Consider the following 17604-nt stretch of genomic DNA (forward strand, 5'->3'; position numbering starts at 1 on the left):
TGAAATCAGGCAGCGGGAACGACCGCCGCATCCCCTTCGGGCACGAGCGCGTCAATGAAGTCGTACGAGGGAAACACCGGCATGGGCAACGACTCGCGCACGGCAATGAACTGCTCCTCGTCGAGAAACAGGCCGTTGTCGTTGATGCACTCGGCGGGAATGAGGGCCAGGTCGAGATCGGTCCGGTCGGCAAGCGCCCGGCGGATATCGGCCCCCACGAGGAGTCCGGCCGTGGTCGTGGTGGGCCCGAACAGCGAATTCTCGGTGGGGATGAGGACGAACGCCGCCCCCGTGGCGTCGGCAAGCTGCGCGAGCAGTTCCGGCATGAGCGGTGCCATGGACGTGCCCGTCACCACGCCGATGCGCTTGCCGTCGAGACGGGGCAGCTGCGACAAGCCGTCGCGGAGCCGCGCACGCAGCGACGTCACGGCACCCACGCCGTTTTCGATCTGCGAGAACTCGCCGTAGTGCTCGACTCCCGGCAGCTCCACCCCCGCCAACAGATACAGCTCGTCGGAGCCGAACACCCAGCGATCGTCGCGTTCCGCCAACGCCCGTTCTTCCCACCGATGTACGGCGTCGAGCAGCACGCCGGCCTGGTGTGCATCCATGGACTTGCCGGTGTACAGATGCGAGAACTGGGTGACCCCCACCGGCACCAGCGCCACGGAGAGCACGGCCTCCTCAAGCGCCCAGAGATCGGCCAGCGACTGCTCGAGCACGTCCCCGTCATTCAGCCCCGGCACGATGACCATCTGGCAATGGAACTGAATGCCCCCTTCTGCCAGTCGCGTCAGCTGGTCGAGAATGTTGGGCACGCGCGGGTTGTTGAGCAGCACCTTGCGGGCGTCCCAGGGGGTCGCGTGCACCGACACGTACAAGGGGGAGAGGCGGTACTCCAGAATGCGCGCGATGTCGCGCTCCTTCACGTTGGAAAGCGTCGCGAAGTTGCCGTACGCGAAGGACAACCGGTAATCGTCGTCGCGAATGTAGAGCCCCTTGCGGAGTCCCTTGGGAAGCCCTTCGATGAAGCAGAACTCGCACCGGTTCGCGCAGCGACGCACGGTGGGGGGCGCCAGCTCCACCCCCATCGAGTCACCATCTTCCCGCTCGATCTCGTACTCGACCTGGGCCCCATCCGGGAGACGAGCCGACACCACGAACGCCTCGTCGGCCGTCAGGAACTCCCAATCGAGGAAGTCCTCCAGCGGCCGTTCGTTGATGGCGAGGAGTTCAGTGCCGGGAACGATGCCGACCTGGTCGGCAATACTCCCCGGCTCGACGTGCGTAACGCGAACCATAGCCCGGGACAAAACGGGGAAGCAGCCCGATGGCCCTCCCCCGGAAATCAGGCCGGCGGCAACGGATGCGCTGCCGCCGACCTGAGAAATACTACGAGGCGTGAGGTCCGAAGTCAATCAATTTCATGGACTTCGGCCGCCCGAAGAGCGACGAACCTCAGACTGCAGCTCAGGCCCGGTAGGAGGCTCCGCTCCCCGTATTGAACACCACGACCTCGGCATCGTGCCGAATCCGGCCGGAGTTGACGCCGTCACGCAGGACCGACAGGGCGCATCCATCTTCCGGTGCCGCGTCGATGCCCGTGGCCACGGCAAGGGCCCGCGTCCACTCGCGGATCGCCTCTTCGGTGGCCGTGGCGGCAAACCCGCCGGTTTCCCGCATGATCCGGAGCACCAGCCGATCGCCGAGGGGCGACGGGACACGCAAACCGCTGGCGTGGGTTACCGGGTCGACCCACGGTTCCGCTTTGTCGGCACCGGCGTCGAATGCCCGCGCGATGGGGGCACACCCGGCGGCCTGCGCCACCACGTACTGCGGCTGCACGCGATCGGCGGCGATCCAGCCACCGGCGGCCAACTCCTGCAGCGCCTTCCAGATTCCCACTGTACCTTCACCGCCACCGGTCGGATACACCACCACGTCGGGCACGCGCCAGCCCAACTGTTCGGCCAGCTCGAACCCCATCGTCTTCATGCCTTCCACGCGATACGGTTCACGCAGCGTGGAAATGGCGAAGTAGCCGGTCTCGGCGGCATAGGCCAGCGCCATCTTGCCGGCGTCACCGATATGCCCATCGATGCGAATGAGCTCGGCGCCCATGGCGTCGATGGTATCGAGAATGGGCCGAGGCGTGGTGCGTGGGGCAATCACCCGCACCTTCATCCCGGCCGCAGCGGCATAGGCGGCGAGAGCGGCGCCCGCGTTTCCGGCAGTAGGCACCACCAACCCCGGCACCCCGGCCGCACGAGCGCGGGTGACCGCGGCGCTCATGCCGCGCGCCTTGAACGATCCGGTGGGGTTCTGGGCCTCGTCCTTGATCCACAGCTTCCGGACGCCTACGGCCTGGGCGAGCGCCGGCGCGTCGATCAGGGGGGTGAGCCCCTCACCGAGCGTGACCGGTGATTCCCCAGCCAGCAAGGGCATGAACGGGGCGTACCGCCACATGTCCCAGCGATCAGCCAGTGTCGTGTGGCGGCCCACCGGGGCATACCGGGCGAAGAGCGGCTGTCCGCAGCTGCCACACAGGGAGGCGCGCTCGAGCGGCGCGGGCGTGTCACAGGCCGAACAGCGCAGTGTCCAGGAGGCGGTGGTCATGCAGGAGGGGGTGGAGGGGAGAAGTCGGGTGGCGCATCATCGGGATCACCCGCAGGAGGGGCGGGCTCCGGCACTGCCGAACCGTCGGCGGTGAGGTTGGAAGGCCCCTCAACGGGAAGCGGCACGCCCAACGCCTGCAACACCTTGCGCGCCGACGCGAGGCCGAACCCGGGGAGTCGGGCAATGTCCTCCACCGCCGCGTCCTTCACGCCCTGCACGCTGCCGAAGACGTGAAGCAAGGCGCGCCGCCTGGTGGGGCCGATGCCGGGAATCCTGAGGAGCTCCGATGTGAGCGTACGCGCCGCCCGCTTCTGACGCTGGAAGGTTACCGCAAACCGGTGCGCCTCGTCGCGAGCCTGCTGCAGCATGCGCAGCGCCGGCGAGCGACGCGGCAGGCGCACCGAATCGCTGCGGCCAGGAAGGAAGATTTCCTCGTCCTTCTTGGCCAGGCTGATGAGCCCCGTCGGCTGCACACCGAGCGCGTCGAGCGCCTCCCTGGCGGCGCCCAGCTGCCCCTTGCCGCCGTCAATGACCACGAGGTCGGGCAACGGCTTCGCTTCGTCGATGCGTCGACGGAAGAACCGCGTCACCACTTCATGCATCGAGCGGAAGTCATCGTTGCCTTCAAAGCCCTGGATCTTGAACTTGCGATATTCGCTGCGCTTCGCGCGGGCATTCTCGAACCAGACCGCACTGGCCACCACGTCGGTCCCCTGCGCATGTGAAATGTCGAAACAGACGAGCGAGCGCGGCAGCCGCGCCAGCCCGAGCTCCCGCTGCAGTTCGTAAACCGGGTCGGCGGCACGCTCCTCGGCTTCGAGTGCGGCCAGCTTGAACTCCTCGAGCAGGTGCTGCGCATTCTTGTCGGCGAGGTCGACGAGTGCGCGCCGGGGCCCGCGCTGCGGAATGCGGATGCGGGTGCCGTCCAGCGAGGCCTCGAGTGTCTCCCGATCGTCGAAATCGAACGGCACGAGAAGGTCGGCGGCACGGGCATCGGCCGTGCGGTACCACTGGGCGAGCGAGGCGCCCAGTACGGCGCCGTCCTCCTCGCCCTCGGCCTGCTCGAGCAGGCGGTGGTCACGCGCCAGCAACTTGCCACCGCGTATGCGCATGATCACCACGCAGGCGTCCTCGCCATCGCGCGCATACCCCACCACATCCCGATCGCCGCCCTCCACCTCGAGCACGACCGTGGGCTCTTCCATCTTCTCGAGATGTCGCAGCGCATCGCGCAGCTCTCCGGCCCGTTCGAAGTCGAGCCGTTCCGAGGCCTCGAGCATGCGCTCGCGCACGTGACGTACCACGTCGCTGGTGCGCCCCTCGAGAAACCAGACGACTTCGTCGATCATCGCGCGGTACTCCGCGGAATCCTGATAGCCGACGCACGGCGCCTTGCAGCGCTTGATGAAGTAATCGAGGCAGGGTCGCTCCGGCGCCTCGCGTGGCAGCGCGTAATGGCACGACCGCACGGTGAAGAGGCGTTTCACGACGTTCAACGCCCGGCGCATCGATCCGACGTCGGTGTACGGTCCGAAGTAGCGCGCCCCGTCGTCCTGCACCCGCCGGGTGACGATGACCCGGGGAAACGGCTCCTGCACCGTGACCTTGATGTACGGATAGGACTTGTCGTCGCGCAGGGCGATGTTGAAACGCGGGCGATACTCCTTGATCAGCGTGGCTTCGAGGATGAGCGAGTGCGCCTCGCTCGGCACCACGATCGTGTCCAGGTCGCGCACCTTGCGCAGCAGCCCGCGGGTCTTGGGACTCGCCTCGTGCTCCTGCGCCCAATAGCTGCGCACTCGGGACCGGAGCCGTTTGGCCTTCCCCACATACAACACGCCGCCCTGTTCGTCCTTCCACAGATACACCCCCGGTGACTCGGGCAGATGCGGCAACCGGCGCGCCACCGCCAGCGGCATGCCGCGGGCGAGTGCCGCCTTCGTCCACTCGTCTTCGGGAACGGGCAGCTGTTCCAACGAGGATCCGGTGCGATCGTCGTCCTGCGTACCAGATGGGCTCATGCCCCCCCCGAGGGCGAGCCCGCCTGCCGCGGGCGACGGCGCAACCAGCGCGCCGCTTCGGCCGACCCCATCCACCACGCGGCGATGAGATACGTCGCGCCGAACACACCGAGTACCGGGAACGCGGCCACGCGCACATGCCACTCGGGCGCGACCTGCTGATGCAGCAGCCGCGCCCCACTGCCGGCGATGGCTGCCACGAGCGAAGCCAGCAGGATGCGCTGCGTGCCCCTCCACATGGCCGGGGTGTAGAGCGGTCCCAGGCGGCGTTGCAACCCGCGCGCCAGCAGCCCGAGGTTCACGTACGATCCGAGCGCCGATCCCACGGCAATGCCAGCCGCGGCGAACGACGAACTCCGCAACGGAAGCGTCATGCTGATGGCGGCCATCGCCGACACGACAATGCTGATCACCGACGCCCGCAACGGCGTCCGATAGTCCTGCAGCGCATGGTACGCCGAGCCGAACAGCTTCACGGAGCCAGAGCTCACCAGCCCCAGCGCGTAGCCAGCGAGCACGGCATACACGGCCTGCTGTTCCGCCGCACCGAAGCGCCCGGCGCGGTACAGCACCCCCACGCAGTAGTCACCCAGAGCAAGAAACAGCGCGGCGCTGGGGACCACGTAGAACAGGATGCGCTGCCACCCAGCCCGGAGTCGTTCGCGGAGTGCCTCATGTGCCACGCCCGCGCTGTCGCGGGAGAACTCCGGCAAGGAAGCAGCGGCCACGGACACGCCGAAGAGGGAGACGGGCAACAGGGCGAGCGTGTTGGCGTAAGTGATGGTGGTCGTGGCGCCGGTTGGCAGGAAGGAGGCGATCTGCAGGTCGACGAACCCCGAGATCTGCACCACGCCCAGCGCCGTGACCACGGGCACCAGATTGCGCAGGACCTGTCGGACGCCCGTGCTGGTCGCATCGAGCGACGGACGCACGGCTCCCATCAGACGCAGCACTTCGGGCATCTGCACCGCTACCTGCAGCAGCGCACCGGCGAGGGTTGCCCACGCCAACCACACCGCCAGTTGGGCAGCATCAGCCGCCCGCGGCCCTCCCACGAGCAGCAGCGCGATCTGTGCCACGGACCACATGGCCGCACTGGCATAGCTCCAGAAGAAGCGCCGGTGGGAATTCTGGATACCGAGGCACCATCCGCTGAGCACCATGACGCCGGTCATGGGGAACAACACGCGGGTCAGCTGGGTGGCGAGTTGCTGGGTGGGCTCGTCGAAACCCGCGGCCAGCGCCGCGGTGAGCCATGGCGCTGCGGCCACGCCGATGAGCGTGAGGGCACTGACGGCGACGAACAGCAGACCCAGAACGGCGTTGGCCAGGGCGCGCGCGCCCGCCTCATCGCCGGAGCCGAGCAGCCGGCTGTAGACCGGGACGAAGGCCGCCGAGAGGGTGCCTTCGCCCAGCAGATTGCGCACCGCATTCGGAATGCGGAACGCAGCGTTGTAGGCGTCCGAGGCGGCGCCCGCACCGAAGAAGTACGCAAACGCCGTGTTGCGCAGGAGACCGACGACGCGGCTGATGAGGATGCCGGCCCCGACGACGAACGCTGCGCGTCCGCCCGTGCCCTCGCTCATGCCCGCGTGCTCACGACGACGTGGGGGCGCCCGTGACGAGCGAGCGGGCGTACGGGCGCGCCGCGTCGGCAATGCGAGCCAGGAGCGCCGGACCGTACCGGGCAAGCATCGGCATCAGGTTGAGCACCCGTTCGGGGGACCGGCCCTGCGGTCGCAAGGCAGCACGAAGCGCCGCGACCTCCAACTGCGCGTCCTGCTCCACGCGTTTCATGCCGGCAAGAACGCGACGCTCGAAACGGTCGATCCGGTGCGTGACGTCGCGCGCCAGTCCTTGCACCACCTCGTCAGCCACGGGCCCGCCCTGCCCGGCCAGCGTCTCCTGCAGGCCACGCACCTGCGTTTCCAGCGCCAGTCGCAACCGCTCCATGGAGTCGGCGAGCGCCTCGGACAGCTGCGCGCGCGCGCGATGCGTTTCTGCCGCATGCGGATCGCGCAGCATGGCATCATCGATGCCCAGCGCCTCCTGTCGCGCCAACCGTTCGCGTTCGACAAGCTCGCAGGCGAACCGCGGTGTCACCACCGGGACCTCTGCCTCCAGCGCGGCCGCGACCGGCGCCACCTGCGCGAAATACGCGTACTCCCCGGGCCCCGCCAGATAGGTGAGCGTGGGAAGCAGGGCCCGTTCCAATACCGGACGCAGCAGGACATTGGCCCCCAGCGTCCCCGGTTCGGCCTCGCGTGCCACGGTGGGGGCGTGCGCCAGCGGCACGCGTTCACGCACCGAACGCACCTGGCCTCCATGCTCTTCGAGACGCGAGCGAAAGACCAGCGACAGGCCGTCCACCACCTCGACCTGCGCGCGATAGCCGAGCGATTCGATCTCCTGCGTGCGGCGCTGCAGCGCTTGCTGCACGGGCGCTGCCTGCTTGAGCGCGAGGCGCAGGAAGGGGTCGGCTGCCGCGCGCAGTGCGGGGTGGGCCGCATCCAGCACGGCAATGCCCAGCGGTTCGAGCAGCGCGCGCAGCAGCTGGACGTACGCCGCGCCAATGGTGGCGTGGGGCACATAGGCCGCATCGAGCGTGTCGAGCACCGACTGGTGCGCCGCCGACCCCGCGGCGGCGGCGAGCGCCTGTCGGGCCTCGCGGAGTTCGCCCAGCGGGACATCGGCCATGGCGACCCCCTCGGTGGCCGGTCCGGAAAGCGACACCGACAGCAAACCGCGGGCGGTCGCAAAGTGGGTGACGGCCGCTTCCGTCCAGTCGGCGTCATCACTGGCGGCCCAGAAGACCGGTGCCACGGGCATCCCCGTCGCTGCCTCCAACTCATCGGCGAGGGCGAGCGCCCCGAGCGCCTTGGTCCACGTGTACGTGGGTCCGCCAAAGAGTCCCGGCTGCTGCCCTGTCGTGATCACGACGCCCGATGCCGCCGCGCGGCTGAGGCGCTCCCCTGCCGCCCCCGTGGCGGCAAAGGCGGGAGCCAGCGGTGCCAACCAATCCCGTCCCTGGACACTGGCGCGCACGGCGTGCGCGCGGGCGCGCCAACCGTCGGCGCTCTCCGGGCGAGCCGCCAGCCACTCGCGGCCCGTTTCGGCGCGCTGCAGCGCCTGCGACAGCGCACTTCCGCCGAGCGGCACGGGCCGAATGAGCACGGCAGCGGTCTCGGCCGCAAGGGCCGTTTCGGAAGCCACGGGGCTGCTGGTCACGGACAGCTCATCGCGAGGGGGCACAGGGTGTGAACAACAGGGCCATCATTTGTGATATGGCTCGCCGCGCGCAATGGTGCCAGCACGATAGAGCTGCTCGGCCAGCACCAGGCGTGCAACCTCATGCGGAAGCGTCCACGGCGCCAGTGAGAGCCGCCGATTGGCCCGGCGACGCACGGCCTCGCCCAGTCCATGGGCCCCGCCTACCACGAAGCAGACGCGGCGGGCCGCGTCGCGCTGCTCCTGCAGCCAGCGGGCAAAGGGCTCGGACTCCATGGCCGCTCCCCCGGGATCGCAGGCGACCACGATGGCGTCACCGGGGAGGCGCTCCGCCTGACGCTCCCCTTCGCGGTCGCGAACCTGCTCGGCGGACAGACCGCGCCCTGGCTCCTCCTTGACCTCGACCACCTCGAGGGGCCAGTAGCGGGCGGCCCGCGTCTCGTAGTCACGAATGGCATCGGCCAGCCCCGCATGACGAGGCCGGCCGATGACCACCACCGACACGCGCACGGCGCGGGCCGGTCAGGCGTAGATGCCGCGCAGGCGGTGCACCGTCGCGACGCGGCTGATGGACAGCATGTACGCGGCGGTACGCATGTTGACCCGGTGCTGCTTGGAGAGCTGCAGCACGTCGGCAAAGCTGCGGGTCATGATGTCGCCCAACCGCTCGTTGACCACCGCCTCGCTCCAGAAGTAGCCCATGCGGTCCTGCACCCACTCGAAATAGGAGACCGTCACGCCGCCCGCGTTGGCGAGAATGTCGGGAATCACGAAGATCCCCTTCTCCTCGAGGATGGGATCGGCTGCCGCCGTCGTCGGCCCGTTGGCCCCCTCGCAGATCACCTTGGCGCGAATCCGCGGCGCGTTCTTCGTGGTGATGACGTTTTCGAGCGCCGCCGGTACGAGCACATCCACATCGAGTGTGAGCAGGTCGTCGGCGTCGATCGCGTCCCCCCCGGTGAACGCTTCGAGGGAGCGGTGCTGTTGCACGTGCCTGATGGCCGCATCGACCTCGATGCCCTGGGCGTTGTAGAAGGCACCCGCGCGATCACTGATGGCGACGATCCGTGCCCCCTGCTCCGCCATGAGCTTCGCGGCAATGGACCCGACGTTGCCGAAGCCCTGCACGGCCACCGTGGCGCCCTTGATGTCCATGCCGAGGTGCTGGAGCGCCTCCTTCGTCACCAGCATGCACCCGCGACCGGTGGCTTCCTTGCGCCCCAGCGACCCACCCATTTCCACGGGCTTGCCGGTCGTCACGGCATTCTCCGTGCGCCCGACGTGCATCGAGTAGGTATCCATGAGCCACGCCATGACGCGCTCGTTCGTGTTCACGTCGGGCGCCGGAACGTCGGTATCGGGACCGAGCAGCGAGATGATGCCCTTGGTGTAACGGCGGGTCACCCGCTCCAGTTCGCCCACGCTCATGGACAGCGGATCGCAGATGACGCCGCCCTTGGCGCCACCGAACGGCAAGTTCACCACGGCGCACTTCCAGGTCATCCAGGCGGCGAGCGCCTTCACTTCCTCGAGCGTGACGTTGAGATCGAAGCGTATGCCACCCTTGGCGGGGCCGCGGGAGGTGTTGTAGAGCACACGATAGCCCGTGAAGACTTCAACGTCCCCATTGTCGAGCATGACGGGGACGGACACGATGAGCTGCTTCTCGGGATTGCGGAGGATCTTGTAGATGCCGGGCTCGAGGTCGAGCAACTCGGCGGCACGGTCGAAGCGCGACATCATTGCTTCGAACGGATTCTCTTCGTTGAGGAACCGATCCTTGTCCGGACGAACGATGCTGTCCGTCGGCAGTCGCAGGAGGTCGATGGCCATTTCGCGGGGAGTTTGGTGTGCCGGCGTCAGCCGACGGTGGGAACCGTGGCGTCGCGCGCCGCCAGAACCCGGTCGCATTCGCGCTCCAGGACCTCGGCGCCTCGATCCACCACCAGTGTCTGGGAAACATACCAAAGCGGCGGCGCTTCGCGAGGCCAACGCGGCCCCAGCTTCACCGCGTCCTTGAGTGTGCAGAGCACCCCGTCGCCCCGGCGCGCCTCGTCCACCAGCCGCGCGATCTCGGCGTCACTGAACGCGTGATGATCCGGAAAGCGCACGTGTCGGACGAGCTGCATCCCGGTGGCGATGAGTTGGCGCTCGAACGCGTCCGGATCGGCAATGGCCGACGTGAGCAGCAGACGGCGATGGCGCAGCCAGCCGAGCGGCTCCGCGGTCTCCGCGTTTTCAGAAACGGGGATTGCGTCCGCGCCGGCAGATGGCACGCGCTGCACCGCCTGCGGCAGCAGGCGGACGATGGCGACGGCTGCCTGAGGCGCCTCCTCGCGAATCACCGCCTCAGCACGCGCCACGGCCTCATCAGCGGCCGCCTTCCGCGTCAGCACCACGGCGGTGGCGCGGCGCAGCGCCGACAGCCGCTCGCGATACGGTCCCGCCGGCAGCAGCCGCGCGGGCATACGGAAGCGATCCACGTTGACGAGGACGACATCAGCCACCCGATGCGCGCGGCGATGCTGGAACGCATCGTCCAGCACCGCGCAATCGGCGCCCTGCCGCTGCGCCTGGACCATGGCGTGTACCCGGTCCGCACCCACCACGACCGGTACGCGAGGCGTGAGCAGCTGGTGTACGCGCCACTCGTCGTCCCCGTACCCGCGCAGGATGATCACCGGTCGCGCGCCACGGGCCGCCAGCTGCCTCGCAAACCACGAGGCCACCGGCGTCTTGCCGGTTCCTCCCACCGTGACATTCCCGACCGACAGCGCCGGGAGTACGGCAGCGGCCGGCACGCCGTCGAACATCCGATTCCGCCGGGCAACGGCCGCTCCGAAGAGCGCGGACGCCGGAGCCAGCGTCGCGCGGGCGAGCGCCGCCAGAGTACTGGTGTCGTACCACACCCACTCCGCCACGGTGCGCCCATTCACGGCGCCGGCGCCTCGCCGCGCGGTGGTGCCGAGTTGACCTCGCCGCGGGCCAGGGCCTCGACCAAGGCGAGATCCTGCCGCATGTACTCGGCAAACTCCGACGCCCGCTCGGCAACGGCGCGGATGTCTTCGCCCTCAACGGCGCGGGGCGTCCCGTAGCGCACGGTCACCCGCGCAAACGGTTTGGGAATCTCGAAGCCATCCCAGCTGCCGAGTTGCCACTTGCGATCGACATATCCGGTAATCGTGACGAGCGGCACCTGTGCCCGACTCGCCAGCATCAGCGCCCCGGGGGCAAACGAATGCCGCGGCCCACGCGGACCGTCGGGAGTGAACGCCATGTCGGTACCACGGCGCACCACCTGCACGGACTCGAGCAGCGCGCGCGTCCCGCCACGGGAGCTGGAGCCGCGCACGCCGAACAGGCCGAAGAGCGCGATGATGCGCGCAATGATCTCGCCGTCGCGATGCTCACTCACGATCACCCCGGTGGGCGCCTTGTGCGCCCACAGGAGTGGCAGCAGCTGTCCGTGCCAGAGGACATACACCACGGGTGCCTCTCCGGCTGCGCGGGCGAGGAGCCACTCGCGTCCGTGTACCCGAACGCGCCACGTGGCGCCGAGCAGACGCAGCAGCCATCCGCCCAGTACAATGGCAGCGCGCGTACGCCAGTCGAGTGCGGCAGCGCGACGTTCGGCAGCCGGCGCCGCCGGTGGGGTGCTCATGCGGCCAGCAGCTGCGCGATCATCTCGGCTACCCGGCGCGAGGCCCCCGGCGTTCCCAATCGCGCACGGACTTCGGCGAGTCCTGCCAGCGCCGCAGTGCGTGCGGGCGATTCCTCCTCGAGCAGCGGCAGCAGGGCGGCGGCAACACGCTCCGGAACGAATCGCTCCTGAACGAACTCGGGCGAGACCTCCCGCTCGGCCACGACGTTCACCAGGCCGATATGGGGAATCTTCACCACCCGTTTCGCAATCGCGTAGGTGATTCCGCTCGTGCGATACCCGATCACGTGCGGCAGCCCGGCCACGGCGGCTTCCAGCGTGTTGGTGCCACTCTTGAGCAGCCCTGCGGTGGCCGCGCGCTGCACCACGAACGAGGCGCCCTGCACCAGCGGAAACGGACAGTCGGCGGCATTGATCGACACCGTGGGGGCCACCCCCACGACCACCTGCACCTCAGGTCGGCGACGCTGTACGGCCCGCGCGGCGGCCACGAAGAGATCGAGGTGCCGCGCGATCTCCGCGCGACGGCTCCCCGGGAACAGGGCAAGCACCGGCCGGTCTCCATCGAGCCCAAGCTCGGCCCGCGCGTCCATCATGGACGGCAGGGCCTGCGCACGATCGAGGAGTGGGTGCCCCACGAACGTGGCGTCCACCCCATGCTGCTGCAGCAGCGCTTCCTCGAAGGGAAGGATCGACGCGGCCTTGGTCACCAGTCGCGCGATCTTCGGCAGGCGGTTGGCCCCCCACGCCCACACCTGTGGCGTGATGTAGTAGAGCACCGGAATTCCCGCCGCGCGGGCCGCCTCGGCCACCTTGAGATTGAACCCGGGATAATCGAGCAGCACCACCAGCCCGACCCGTCCGCTTGCCATGCGCGCGCGCAGCCGCCGCAGGAGGGCCCAGTGCCGCGGGATATGCTGCAGCACTTCCACGAACCCCATCACGGCGAGCTGCTCGACGTCCTCGATGATCTCCACCCCGGCGCGTCGCATGTGCCCGCCCCCCACGCCAACGAGTGGCACGGCCGGTGCCACCTGGCGCAGCACCTCGGCCACCTTGCCTGCGTGCAGATCGCCGGACGCTTCGCCGACGACGAACAGCACCTCACGCACGCGCTGCCCCTTCATGGGCCGCAGCGGCGGAAACCGCCGCCTCGTCGGCCCGCATTTTCGCGTGGGCCTGTTCGATGGCCGACACGATACGGAGCGCCGCTTCGAGTGCCTCGCGCCCTTCCGCGCCGGTGACCGCCACCGGATTGCGTCCCGCAATGGCGCCGAGAAACTGTGACAGCTCCAGCACCAGCGGTTCCCCCTCAGGCGCCTCCAGCACCACACGTTCGACGAATTCCTCCAGCGCGCGCGGAGCACGGGCAAGCTGCATGGGATCGAAGTCGCCCCGAAGACGGAAGAACTCGCCTGTCCCGGCCGCCAGGTCGAGCGACAGATAGCCGCTTCGCTGGAAGATGCGCAGCTTGCGCAGCCGCTCCCGCGACACGCGACTGGCGGTGATGTTCGCCACCGCGCCGTTGGCGAAGGTAAGCCGCGCATTGGCGATGTCGAGCTGCGGTGTCAGCACCGGAACGCCCATGGCCTGCACATCGGTTACCGGCGATCCGACCAGCGTATGCACAAGATCCAGGTCGTGGATCATGAGATCCAGCACCACCGCCACATCCGACCCGCGCGGGTTGAACGGGGCGAGACGGTCGCTCTCGATGAAGCGCGGGCCGTCGATGAAGGGCATGGCCGCGCGCACCGCCCGATTGAAGCGCTCGACGTGACCGACCTGCAGCATGACCCCCGCGCGCTCCGCCTGCTGCAGGAGGTCGTCGGCTTCAGCCAGGGTGACCGTGAACGGCTTCTCCACGAACACATGCTTGCCACGGGACAGCGCGACCGATGCCACGGCGTGATGCGCCGTGGTGGGCACGACGATGGAGACGGCCTCGACGTCGTCGAGCAGCCGGTCGAGCGACGGATACGCCGTGACGTGATACTGCGCGGCCACCTGCGCGGCCCGTGCGGGATTCTCGTCGACAAAGCCGGCGAACCGATCGCCACACAGGTCACGCAGGATGCGAACATGATGCACTCCCAGTCCGCCCGCCCCGACCACGCCTACGCGCGGTGCGCTGGCACGGCTGAACCACTGCTGGTCGGCAAGCCCCGTCATGCGATGCTCCGGAAGGTCACGAACTCAGAAGCCGACGCCACGCTGGCTCGCTTCGATGAATTCGAGGAAGTGCTGCACCTCGGGAATGAGATCCAGCTCGCCGCGGGCCTTCTCCACTCCCTGCGACAGGTTGAGGTCGGAACGGAAGCAATGGCGATAGGCCTTCTTGAGCTCGCGCACCACCGGTTCGTCAAAACCGCTGCGCTGCAGACCCACCGAGTTGAGACCGAACAGCTTGATGGGGTTGCCGACGGCGCGCACGTAGGGCGGGACGTCCTGCGCGACGCGGGAGCAGCCGCCGATGAACGCGTGTCGCCCGATGCGCGCAAACTGATGCACCGCGCACAAGCCGGAAATGATCGCGCGATCCTCGACCTGCACATGGCCCGCGAGCTGCGTGCCATTCGAGATGATGATGTGATCGCCCAGCTGGCAGTCATGCGCCAGATGGACGTAGCTCATGAGAAAGCAGTGCTTCCCCACGCGGGTGGTGATGGAGTGCGCGGTGCCGCGGTTGATCGTGGCATACTCGCGCACGGTGGTGTCGTCACCGATCTCGACCCACGTTTCTTCTCCGCGGAACTTGAGGTCCTGGGGATCTCCGCCCAGCACGGCGCCCACGCCGATCACGACGCGTTCGCCCAGTGTCACATTGCGTTCGAGCGTGGCGCGCGCGCCCACGCGCGACCCGGTGCCAATGGTGCAATGCGGCCCCACGATGGCCCACGGGCCGATCTCGACATCCACGCCGATCTGCGCCGTCGGATCGATGAGCGCACTCGGATGGATGCGGGTCCCTCCGATCGTCTCCGGTACGGTGCTCATCGATCGCGAACCATGGCCGCCATATCCGCTTCGGTCACGACCTGCCCATCGACGTAGGCCGTGCCCTTCATCTTGCACATCGTGCCACGCATCTGCATGACCTCGAGCTCGAGGCGCAGCTGATCCCCGGGCTTCACGGGGCGACGGAACTTCACGTTGTCGAGCGACAGGAAGTACACCACCTTCGACGAGGGGTCCTCGATGGTGCGCATGAGCAGCATGCCTCCCACCTGGGCCATCGCCTCGATGATGAGGACACCCGGCATGATGGGATGCCCCGGAAAGTGCCCCTGAAAGAACGGCTCGTTGATGGTGACGTTCTTGAGGCCCACGATGCGCTTGCCTTCTTCCAGCTCGAGGATGCGATCGACGAGCAGGAACGGGTAGCGATGCGGCAGGACCTGCAAAATGTCTTCGACGGTGTACACGGACGGTTCCCGGGTGGCGTGTTGAACGAGCGCTCGCACCAACGCCACCGTGCCGCGGTGGCTGGGCTTGTGAGCAACGATGCGGGCGCGCACGCGCGCGCCCGCCAGGACGAGGTCCCCGACACAGTCGAGGGCCTTGTGCCGAACGAATTCGTCCGGCCAGCGCAGGGCCGTGTCCACCAGCCCGTTGGCGTCCAGCACGATCGCATTGGCCGTGGACGCCCCCTGAATGAGTCCCTTCGCCCGCAACGCCTCGACTTCGTGCATGAAGCCGAAGGTGCGCGCCCCCGACAGCGCTTCGCGAAAGGTGGCCGGCGTGACCATGTACGTGCCCCGCTGCGCACCGATGAGCGGATGCGGGAAGTCGATGGAGACATCGAGCGACAACCCGAAGCAGGGATGCGCCTCGTACACGCTCTCCCCGTCGACCACGCGAATGCTCTTGCGCAGCACGAGCCAATCCGGGCGCCCCTCGGTGAGGACCAGCCCGGCGCCAGTGAGAGCCTCAAGGAACGGCGTGGCGCTGCCGTCCATGATGGGAGGCTCCGGGCCATCCATCTCGATGATCAGATCATCAATGGCCAGACCGCCGACGGCGGCCAGCACGTGTTCCACGGTGTGCAGCGCCGCCTCTCCCTCACCCAGCTGGGTCCGGCGTTCCGCTTCCACGGCCATATCGACGCGCGCCGGAATGGGGGCACTCCCCGGCAGGTCGGCACGGTGGAACACGATTCCCGCGCCAGACGCGGCCGGCCTGAACACCAGCCGGCACGGCCGGCCAAGGTGCAGCCCCACGCCCTCCACGCTGGCCTCCGCGCCGATCGTGCGACGCCCGAGACGTCCGGCGTTCACCCCGCCTGTGGCACCGCTCGCGGCACCCAACGGCGCGACCGGCGATGCCGCATCCGCCACCGGGGCGTTCGATCCAGCGCGCGCAATCATGGGCCCGCTCCTTCAACCGAGGCGTCCGTGCGACCGAGCAACCGCTCGAGCGGCTTCACGAGGCGCGCCAGGCGCACCAGTGCCGCCTGCGTCCGCAGCTGTTCCTTGTGCGGACGCGCCGGATAGCCCGACCAGACCTCCCCAGCGGGCACATCCCCGAACACCCCCGACTGCGCCGCAACGGAGGCCTTGACGCCGACCGTCAGATGTCCGCCAAGCCCCGCCTGCCCGCCAACCTGCGCACCATCTTCAATGCGCGTCGACCCGGCGAGACCGGCCTGCGACGCAATGAAGCAGAAGCGTCCGATGCGCACGTTGTGCCCGATCTGGACCAGGTTGTCGATCTTCGTACCGGCGCCGATGACCGTATCGTCGACGCTCCCGCGGTCGACACAGCTGTTGGCCCCCACCTCGACGTCGTGCTCGAGCACGCAGCGTCCCACGTGGGGAATGCGCACCACGCCGGTGGGTCGCGGTACGAAACCGAATCCTTCGCGACCCACCTGCGCACCGGCATGCAGTACCACGCGGTCGCCAAGCTCGGTGAAGGGATAGACCACGGCGTGCGGATGCAAGCGCACGTCGGCGCCCAGCGAACTCCCCGCCCCCACCGTGGCCCCCGCGCCAATCCAGCACCGATCGCCAAGCACCACGCCGTCGCCAACGACGGCATGGGCATCGACGGTCACCCCTGCTCCCATGCGCACCGTGGGCGCAATGACCGCGGTCGGGTGCACCCCGGCGGCACGCGGTTCGGTTCGCTGGAAGTGCCCGAGCAGCCCGAGCAGCGCATCCATGGGGCGCTCCACGACGATGCGAGTGGCAGGGCGACCAGGCTGGTCAGCCATCTCGAGTGCCACCAGTACCACGCCCGCGCGCGACTCCGCGAACCAGCCGCCGTACCGGCGATGCGACAGGATGCTCAGATCGTGCGGACCGGCCCGGTCGAGCGGCGCGACGCCGCGCACGAGCACGGTCGGGTCGCCGACGAGGCGTCCACCCACCTGTGCCGCAACGTCAGCGGCGGTGATGGGCGTCTGCCCATCACCGCCGCCAGTCTGCGGAGCGTGCGTCTCGCCGCTCACGCGGCGCTTACTCCGTGGGCGGCTTCTTCGTGATGCCAGCCGGGGCCGACGTCGGGCCGGCCGCTGGCGCCGGCTTGGCCGGTGCGGCGCGGGGGGCCGCCAACCGCATCTTGGCGAGCACGCGGTCGGTGATGTCCAGATTCTTGTCCGCCGACACGATGAACGCACCGGCCGCCACGTCGAAAATGAAGGCGTAGCCGCCGTCCATGCGCACGTCGTCGAGCACCTTGCGCAAGTTTTCCATGATGGGCTGCATCAGCTCTTCCTGACGCTCCTGCGCCTGCGACTGGAGCTTCTGGGCCTCGGCGCCCCACTTCTGCTCCTTCTCACGCAGCGTCTTGAGGCGCGCCTCCTTGGCCGCCCCCTGCAGCGTCGGCTCTTCCTTGGCCCACGCTTCGTTCATCGCGGAAAGCGAGTCCTGCAGCTTGGCCAGCTGCGTACGGACGCCCGTCATTTCCTTTTCGAACGACGCCTCGGCTTCGGCACGCCCCGGGGCATTCTGGAGCAGCGCCTGCGAGTTGACGAACGCAAACTTCTGAGCCGCCTGCGCCGTGGCCAGCGAAGGCACGGCAGCAACGAGAGCAATGGCACCGACAAACGAGAGCACGCGCATGGTGATGTCCTGT

15 protein-coding genes are annotated in these 17604 nt (G+C 68.5%); all 15 read right to left on the minus strand.

Features of this window, described 5'->3' with window-relative positions:
* Positions 1-5: 5 nt before the first annotated feature.
* Positions 6-1301, minus strand: a complete 1296-nt coding sequence (locus LW840_RS02010) for a DUF512 domain-containing protein (protein WP_291266281.1) — start codon at positions 1299-1301, stop codon at positions 6-8.
* A gap of 169 nt (positions 1302-1470) precedes the next feature.
* The gene (locus LW840_RS02015) at positions 1471-2616 is read right to left on the minus strand and encodes a threonine synthase (protein WP_291266282.1); all 1146 of its coding nucleotides are present in this window, start codon (positions 2614-2616) and stop codon (positions 1471-1473) included.
* Entirely contained in the window at positions 2613-4637 is a 2025-nt protein-coding gene (gene uvrC / locus LW840_RS02020; RefSeq protein ID WP_291276311.1) for an excinuclease ABC subunit UvrC, read from the minus strand. The genes LW840_RS02015 and uvrC overlap by 4 nt, the downstream gene beginning before the upstream one ends.
* The gene (gene murJ / locus LW840_RS02025; protein WP_291276312.1) at positions 4634-6223 is read right to left on the minus strand and encodes a murein biosynthesis integral membrane protein MurJ; all 1590 of its coding nucleotides are present in this window, start codon (positions 6221-6223) and stop codon (positions 4634-4636) included. The genes uvrC and murJ overlap by 4 nt, the downstream gene beginning before the upstream one ends.
* A 10-nt stretch (positions 6224-6233) precedes the next feature.
* Positions 6234-7865, minus strand: coding sequence for a bacillithiol biosynthesis BshC (bshC, locus tag LW840_RS02030; RefSeq protein ID WP_291269690.1), 1632 nt, complete (start codon positions 7863-7865; stop codon positions 6234-6236).
* 45 nt (positions 7866-7910) lie between these two features.
* Positions 7911-8375, minus strand: coding sequence for a 23S rRNA (pseudouridine(1915)-N(3))-methyltransferase RlmH (locus tag LW840_RS02035; protein WP_291262903.1), 465 nt, complete (start codon positions 8373-8375; stop codon positions 7911-7913).
* A 12-nt stretch (positions 8376-8387) separates the two neighbouring features.
* On the minus strand, positions 8388-9698 hold the full coding sequence (locus LW840_RS02040; RefSeq protein WP_291262904.1) for a Glu/Leu/Phe/Val dehydrogenase: 1311 nt from the start codon (positions 9696-9698) through the stop codon (positions 8388-8390).
* A 26-nt stretch (positions 9699-9724) separates the two neighbouring features.
* Positions 9725-10801, minus strand: coding sequence for a tetraacyldisaccharide 4'-kinase (locus tag LW840_RS02045; protein WP_291276313.1), 1077 nt, complete (start codon positions 10799-10801; stop codon positions 9725-9727).
* On the minus strand, positions 10798-11526 hold the full coding sequence (locus LW840_RS02050; protein ID WP_291262906.1) for a lysophospholipid acyltransferase family protein: 729 nt from the start codon (positions 11524-11526) through the stop codon (positions 10798-10800). Before LW840_RS02050 ends, LW840_RS02045 begins: the two co-directional genes overlap by 4 nt.
* Positions 11523-12653, minus strand: coding sequence for a lipid-A-disaccharide synthase (gene lpxB / locus LW840_RS02055; RefSeq protein ID WP_291276314.1), 1131 nt, complete (start codon positions 12651-12653; stop codon positions 11523-11525). The genes LW840_RS02050 and lpxB overlap by 4 nt, the downstream gene beginning before the upstream one ends.
* Complete coding sequence (locus tag LW840_RS02060; RefSeq protein WP_291276315.1) at positions 12631-13698, minus strand: Gfo/Idh/MocA family oxidoreductase; 1068 nt, start codon at positions 13696-13698, stop codon at positions 12631-12633. Before LW840_RS02060 ends, lpxB begins: the two co-directional genes overlap by 23 nt.
* Positions 13699-13722: 24 nt before the next feature.
* Positions 13723-14523, minus strand: coding sequence for an acyl-ACP--UDP-N-acetylglucosamine O-acyltransferase (gene lpxA / locus LW840_RS02065; protein ID WP_291268295.1), 801 nt, complete (start codon positions 14521-14523; stop codon positions 13723-13725).
* Positions 14520-15893, minus strand: coding sequence for a bifunctional UDP-3-O-[3-hydroxymyristoyl] N-acetylglucosamine deacetylase/3-hydroxyacyl-ACP dehydratase (locus LW840_RS02070; protein WP_291276316.1), 1374 nt, complete (start codon positions 15891-15893; stop codon positions 14520-14522). Before LW840_RS02070 ends, lpxA begins: the two co-directional genes overlap by 4 nt.
* Positions 15890-16978: a UDP-3-O-(3-hydroxymyristoyl)glucosamine N-acyltransferase gene (gene lpxD / locus LW840_RS02075; RefSeq protein ID WP_291269685.1), complete on the minus strand. Its 1089-nt coding sequence runs from the start codon at positions 16976-16978 to the stop codon at positions 15890-15892. Before lpxD ends, LW840_RS02070 begins: the two co-directional genes overlap by 4 nt.
* 7 nt (positions 16979-16985) lie before the next feature.
* Positions 16986-17591: an OmpH family outer membrane protein gene (locus LW840_RS02080; RefSeq protein WP_291267796.1), complete on the minus strand. Its 606-nt coding sequence runs from the start codon at positions 17589-17591 to the stop codon at positions 16986-16988.
* Positions 17592-17604 lie beyond the last annotated feature (13 nt).

Origin of the sequence: Gemmatimonas sp. (assembly GCF_021298855.1) — a bacterium.
GTDB lineage: Bacteria > Gemmatimonadota > Gemmatimonadetes > Gemmatimonadales > Gemmatimonadaceae > Gemmatimonas.

Coding starts and splice junctions, on each gene's coding strand:
- LW840_RS02010 (WP_291266281.1), bottom strand. CDS start 1,301: ATGGTTCGCGTTACGCACGTCGAGCCGGGGAGTATTGCCGACCAGGTC.
- LW840_RS02015 (WP_291266282.1), bottom strand. CDS start 2,616: ATGACCACCGCCTCCTGGACACTGCGCTGTTCGGCCTGTGACACGCCC.
- uvrC (WP_291276311.1), bottom strand. CDS start 4,637: ATGAGCCCATCTGGTACGCAGGACGACGATCGCACCGGATCCTCGTTG.
- murJ (WP_291276312.1), bottom strand. CDS start 6,223: ATGAGCGAGGGCACGGGCGGACGCGCAGCGTTCGTCGTCGGGGCCGGC.
- LW840_RS02040 (WP_291262904.1), bottom strand. CDS start 9,698: ATGGCCATCGACCTCCTGCGACTGCCGACGGACAGCATCGTTCGTCCG.
- LW840_RS02050 (WP_291262906.1), bottom strand. CDS start 11,526: ATGAGCACCCCACCGGCGGCGCCGGCTGCCGAACGTCGCGCTGCCGCA.
- lpxB (WP_291276314.1), bottom strand. CDS start 12,653: ATGAAGGGGCAGCGCGTGCGTGAGGTGCTGTTCGTCGTCGGCGAAGCG.
- LW840_RS02060 (WP_291276315.1), bottom strand. CDS start 13,698: ATGACGGGGCTTGCCGACCAGCAGTGGTTCAGCCGTGCCAGCGCACCG.
- lpxA (WP_291268295.1), bottom strand. CDS start 14,523: ATGAGCACCGTACCGGAGACGATCGGAGGGACCCGCATCCATCCGAGT.
- LW840_RS02070 (WP_291276316.1), bottom strand. CDS start 15,893: ATGATTGCGCGCGCTGGATCGAACGCCCCGGTGGCGGATGCGGCATCG.
- LW840_RS02080 (WP_291267796.1), bottom strand. CDS start 17,591: ATGCGCGTGCTCTCGTTTGTCGGTGCCATTGCTCTCGTTGCTGCCGTG.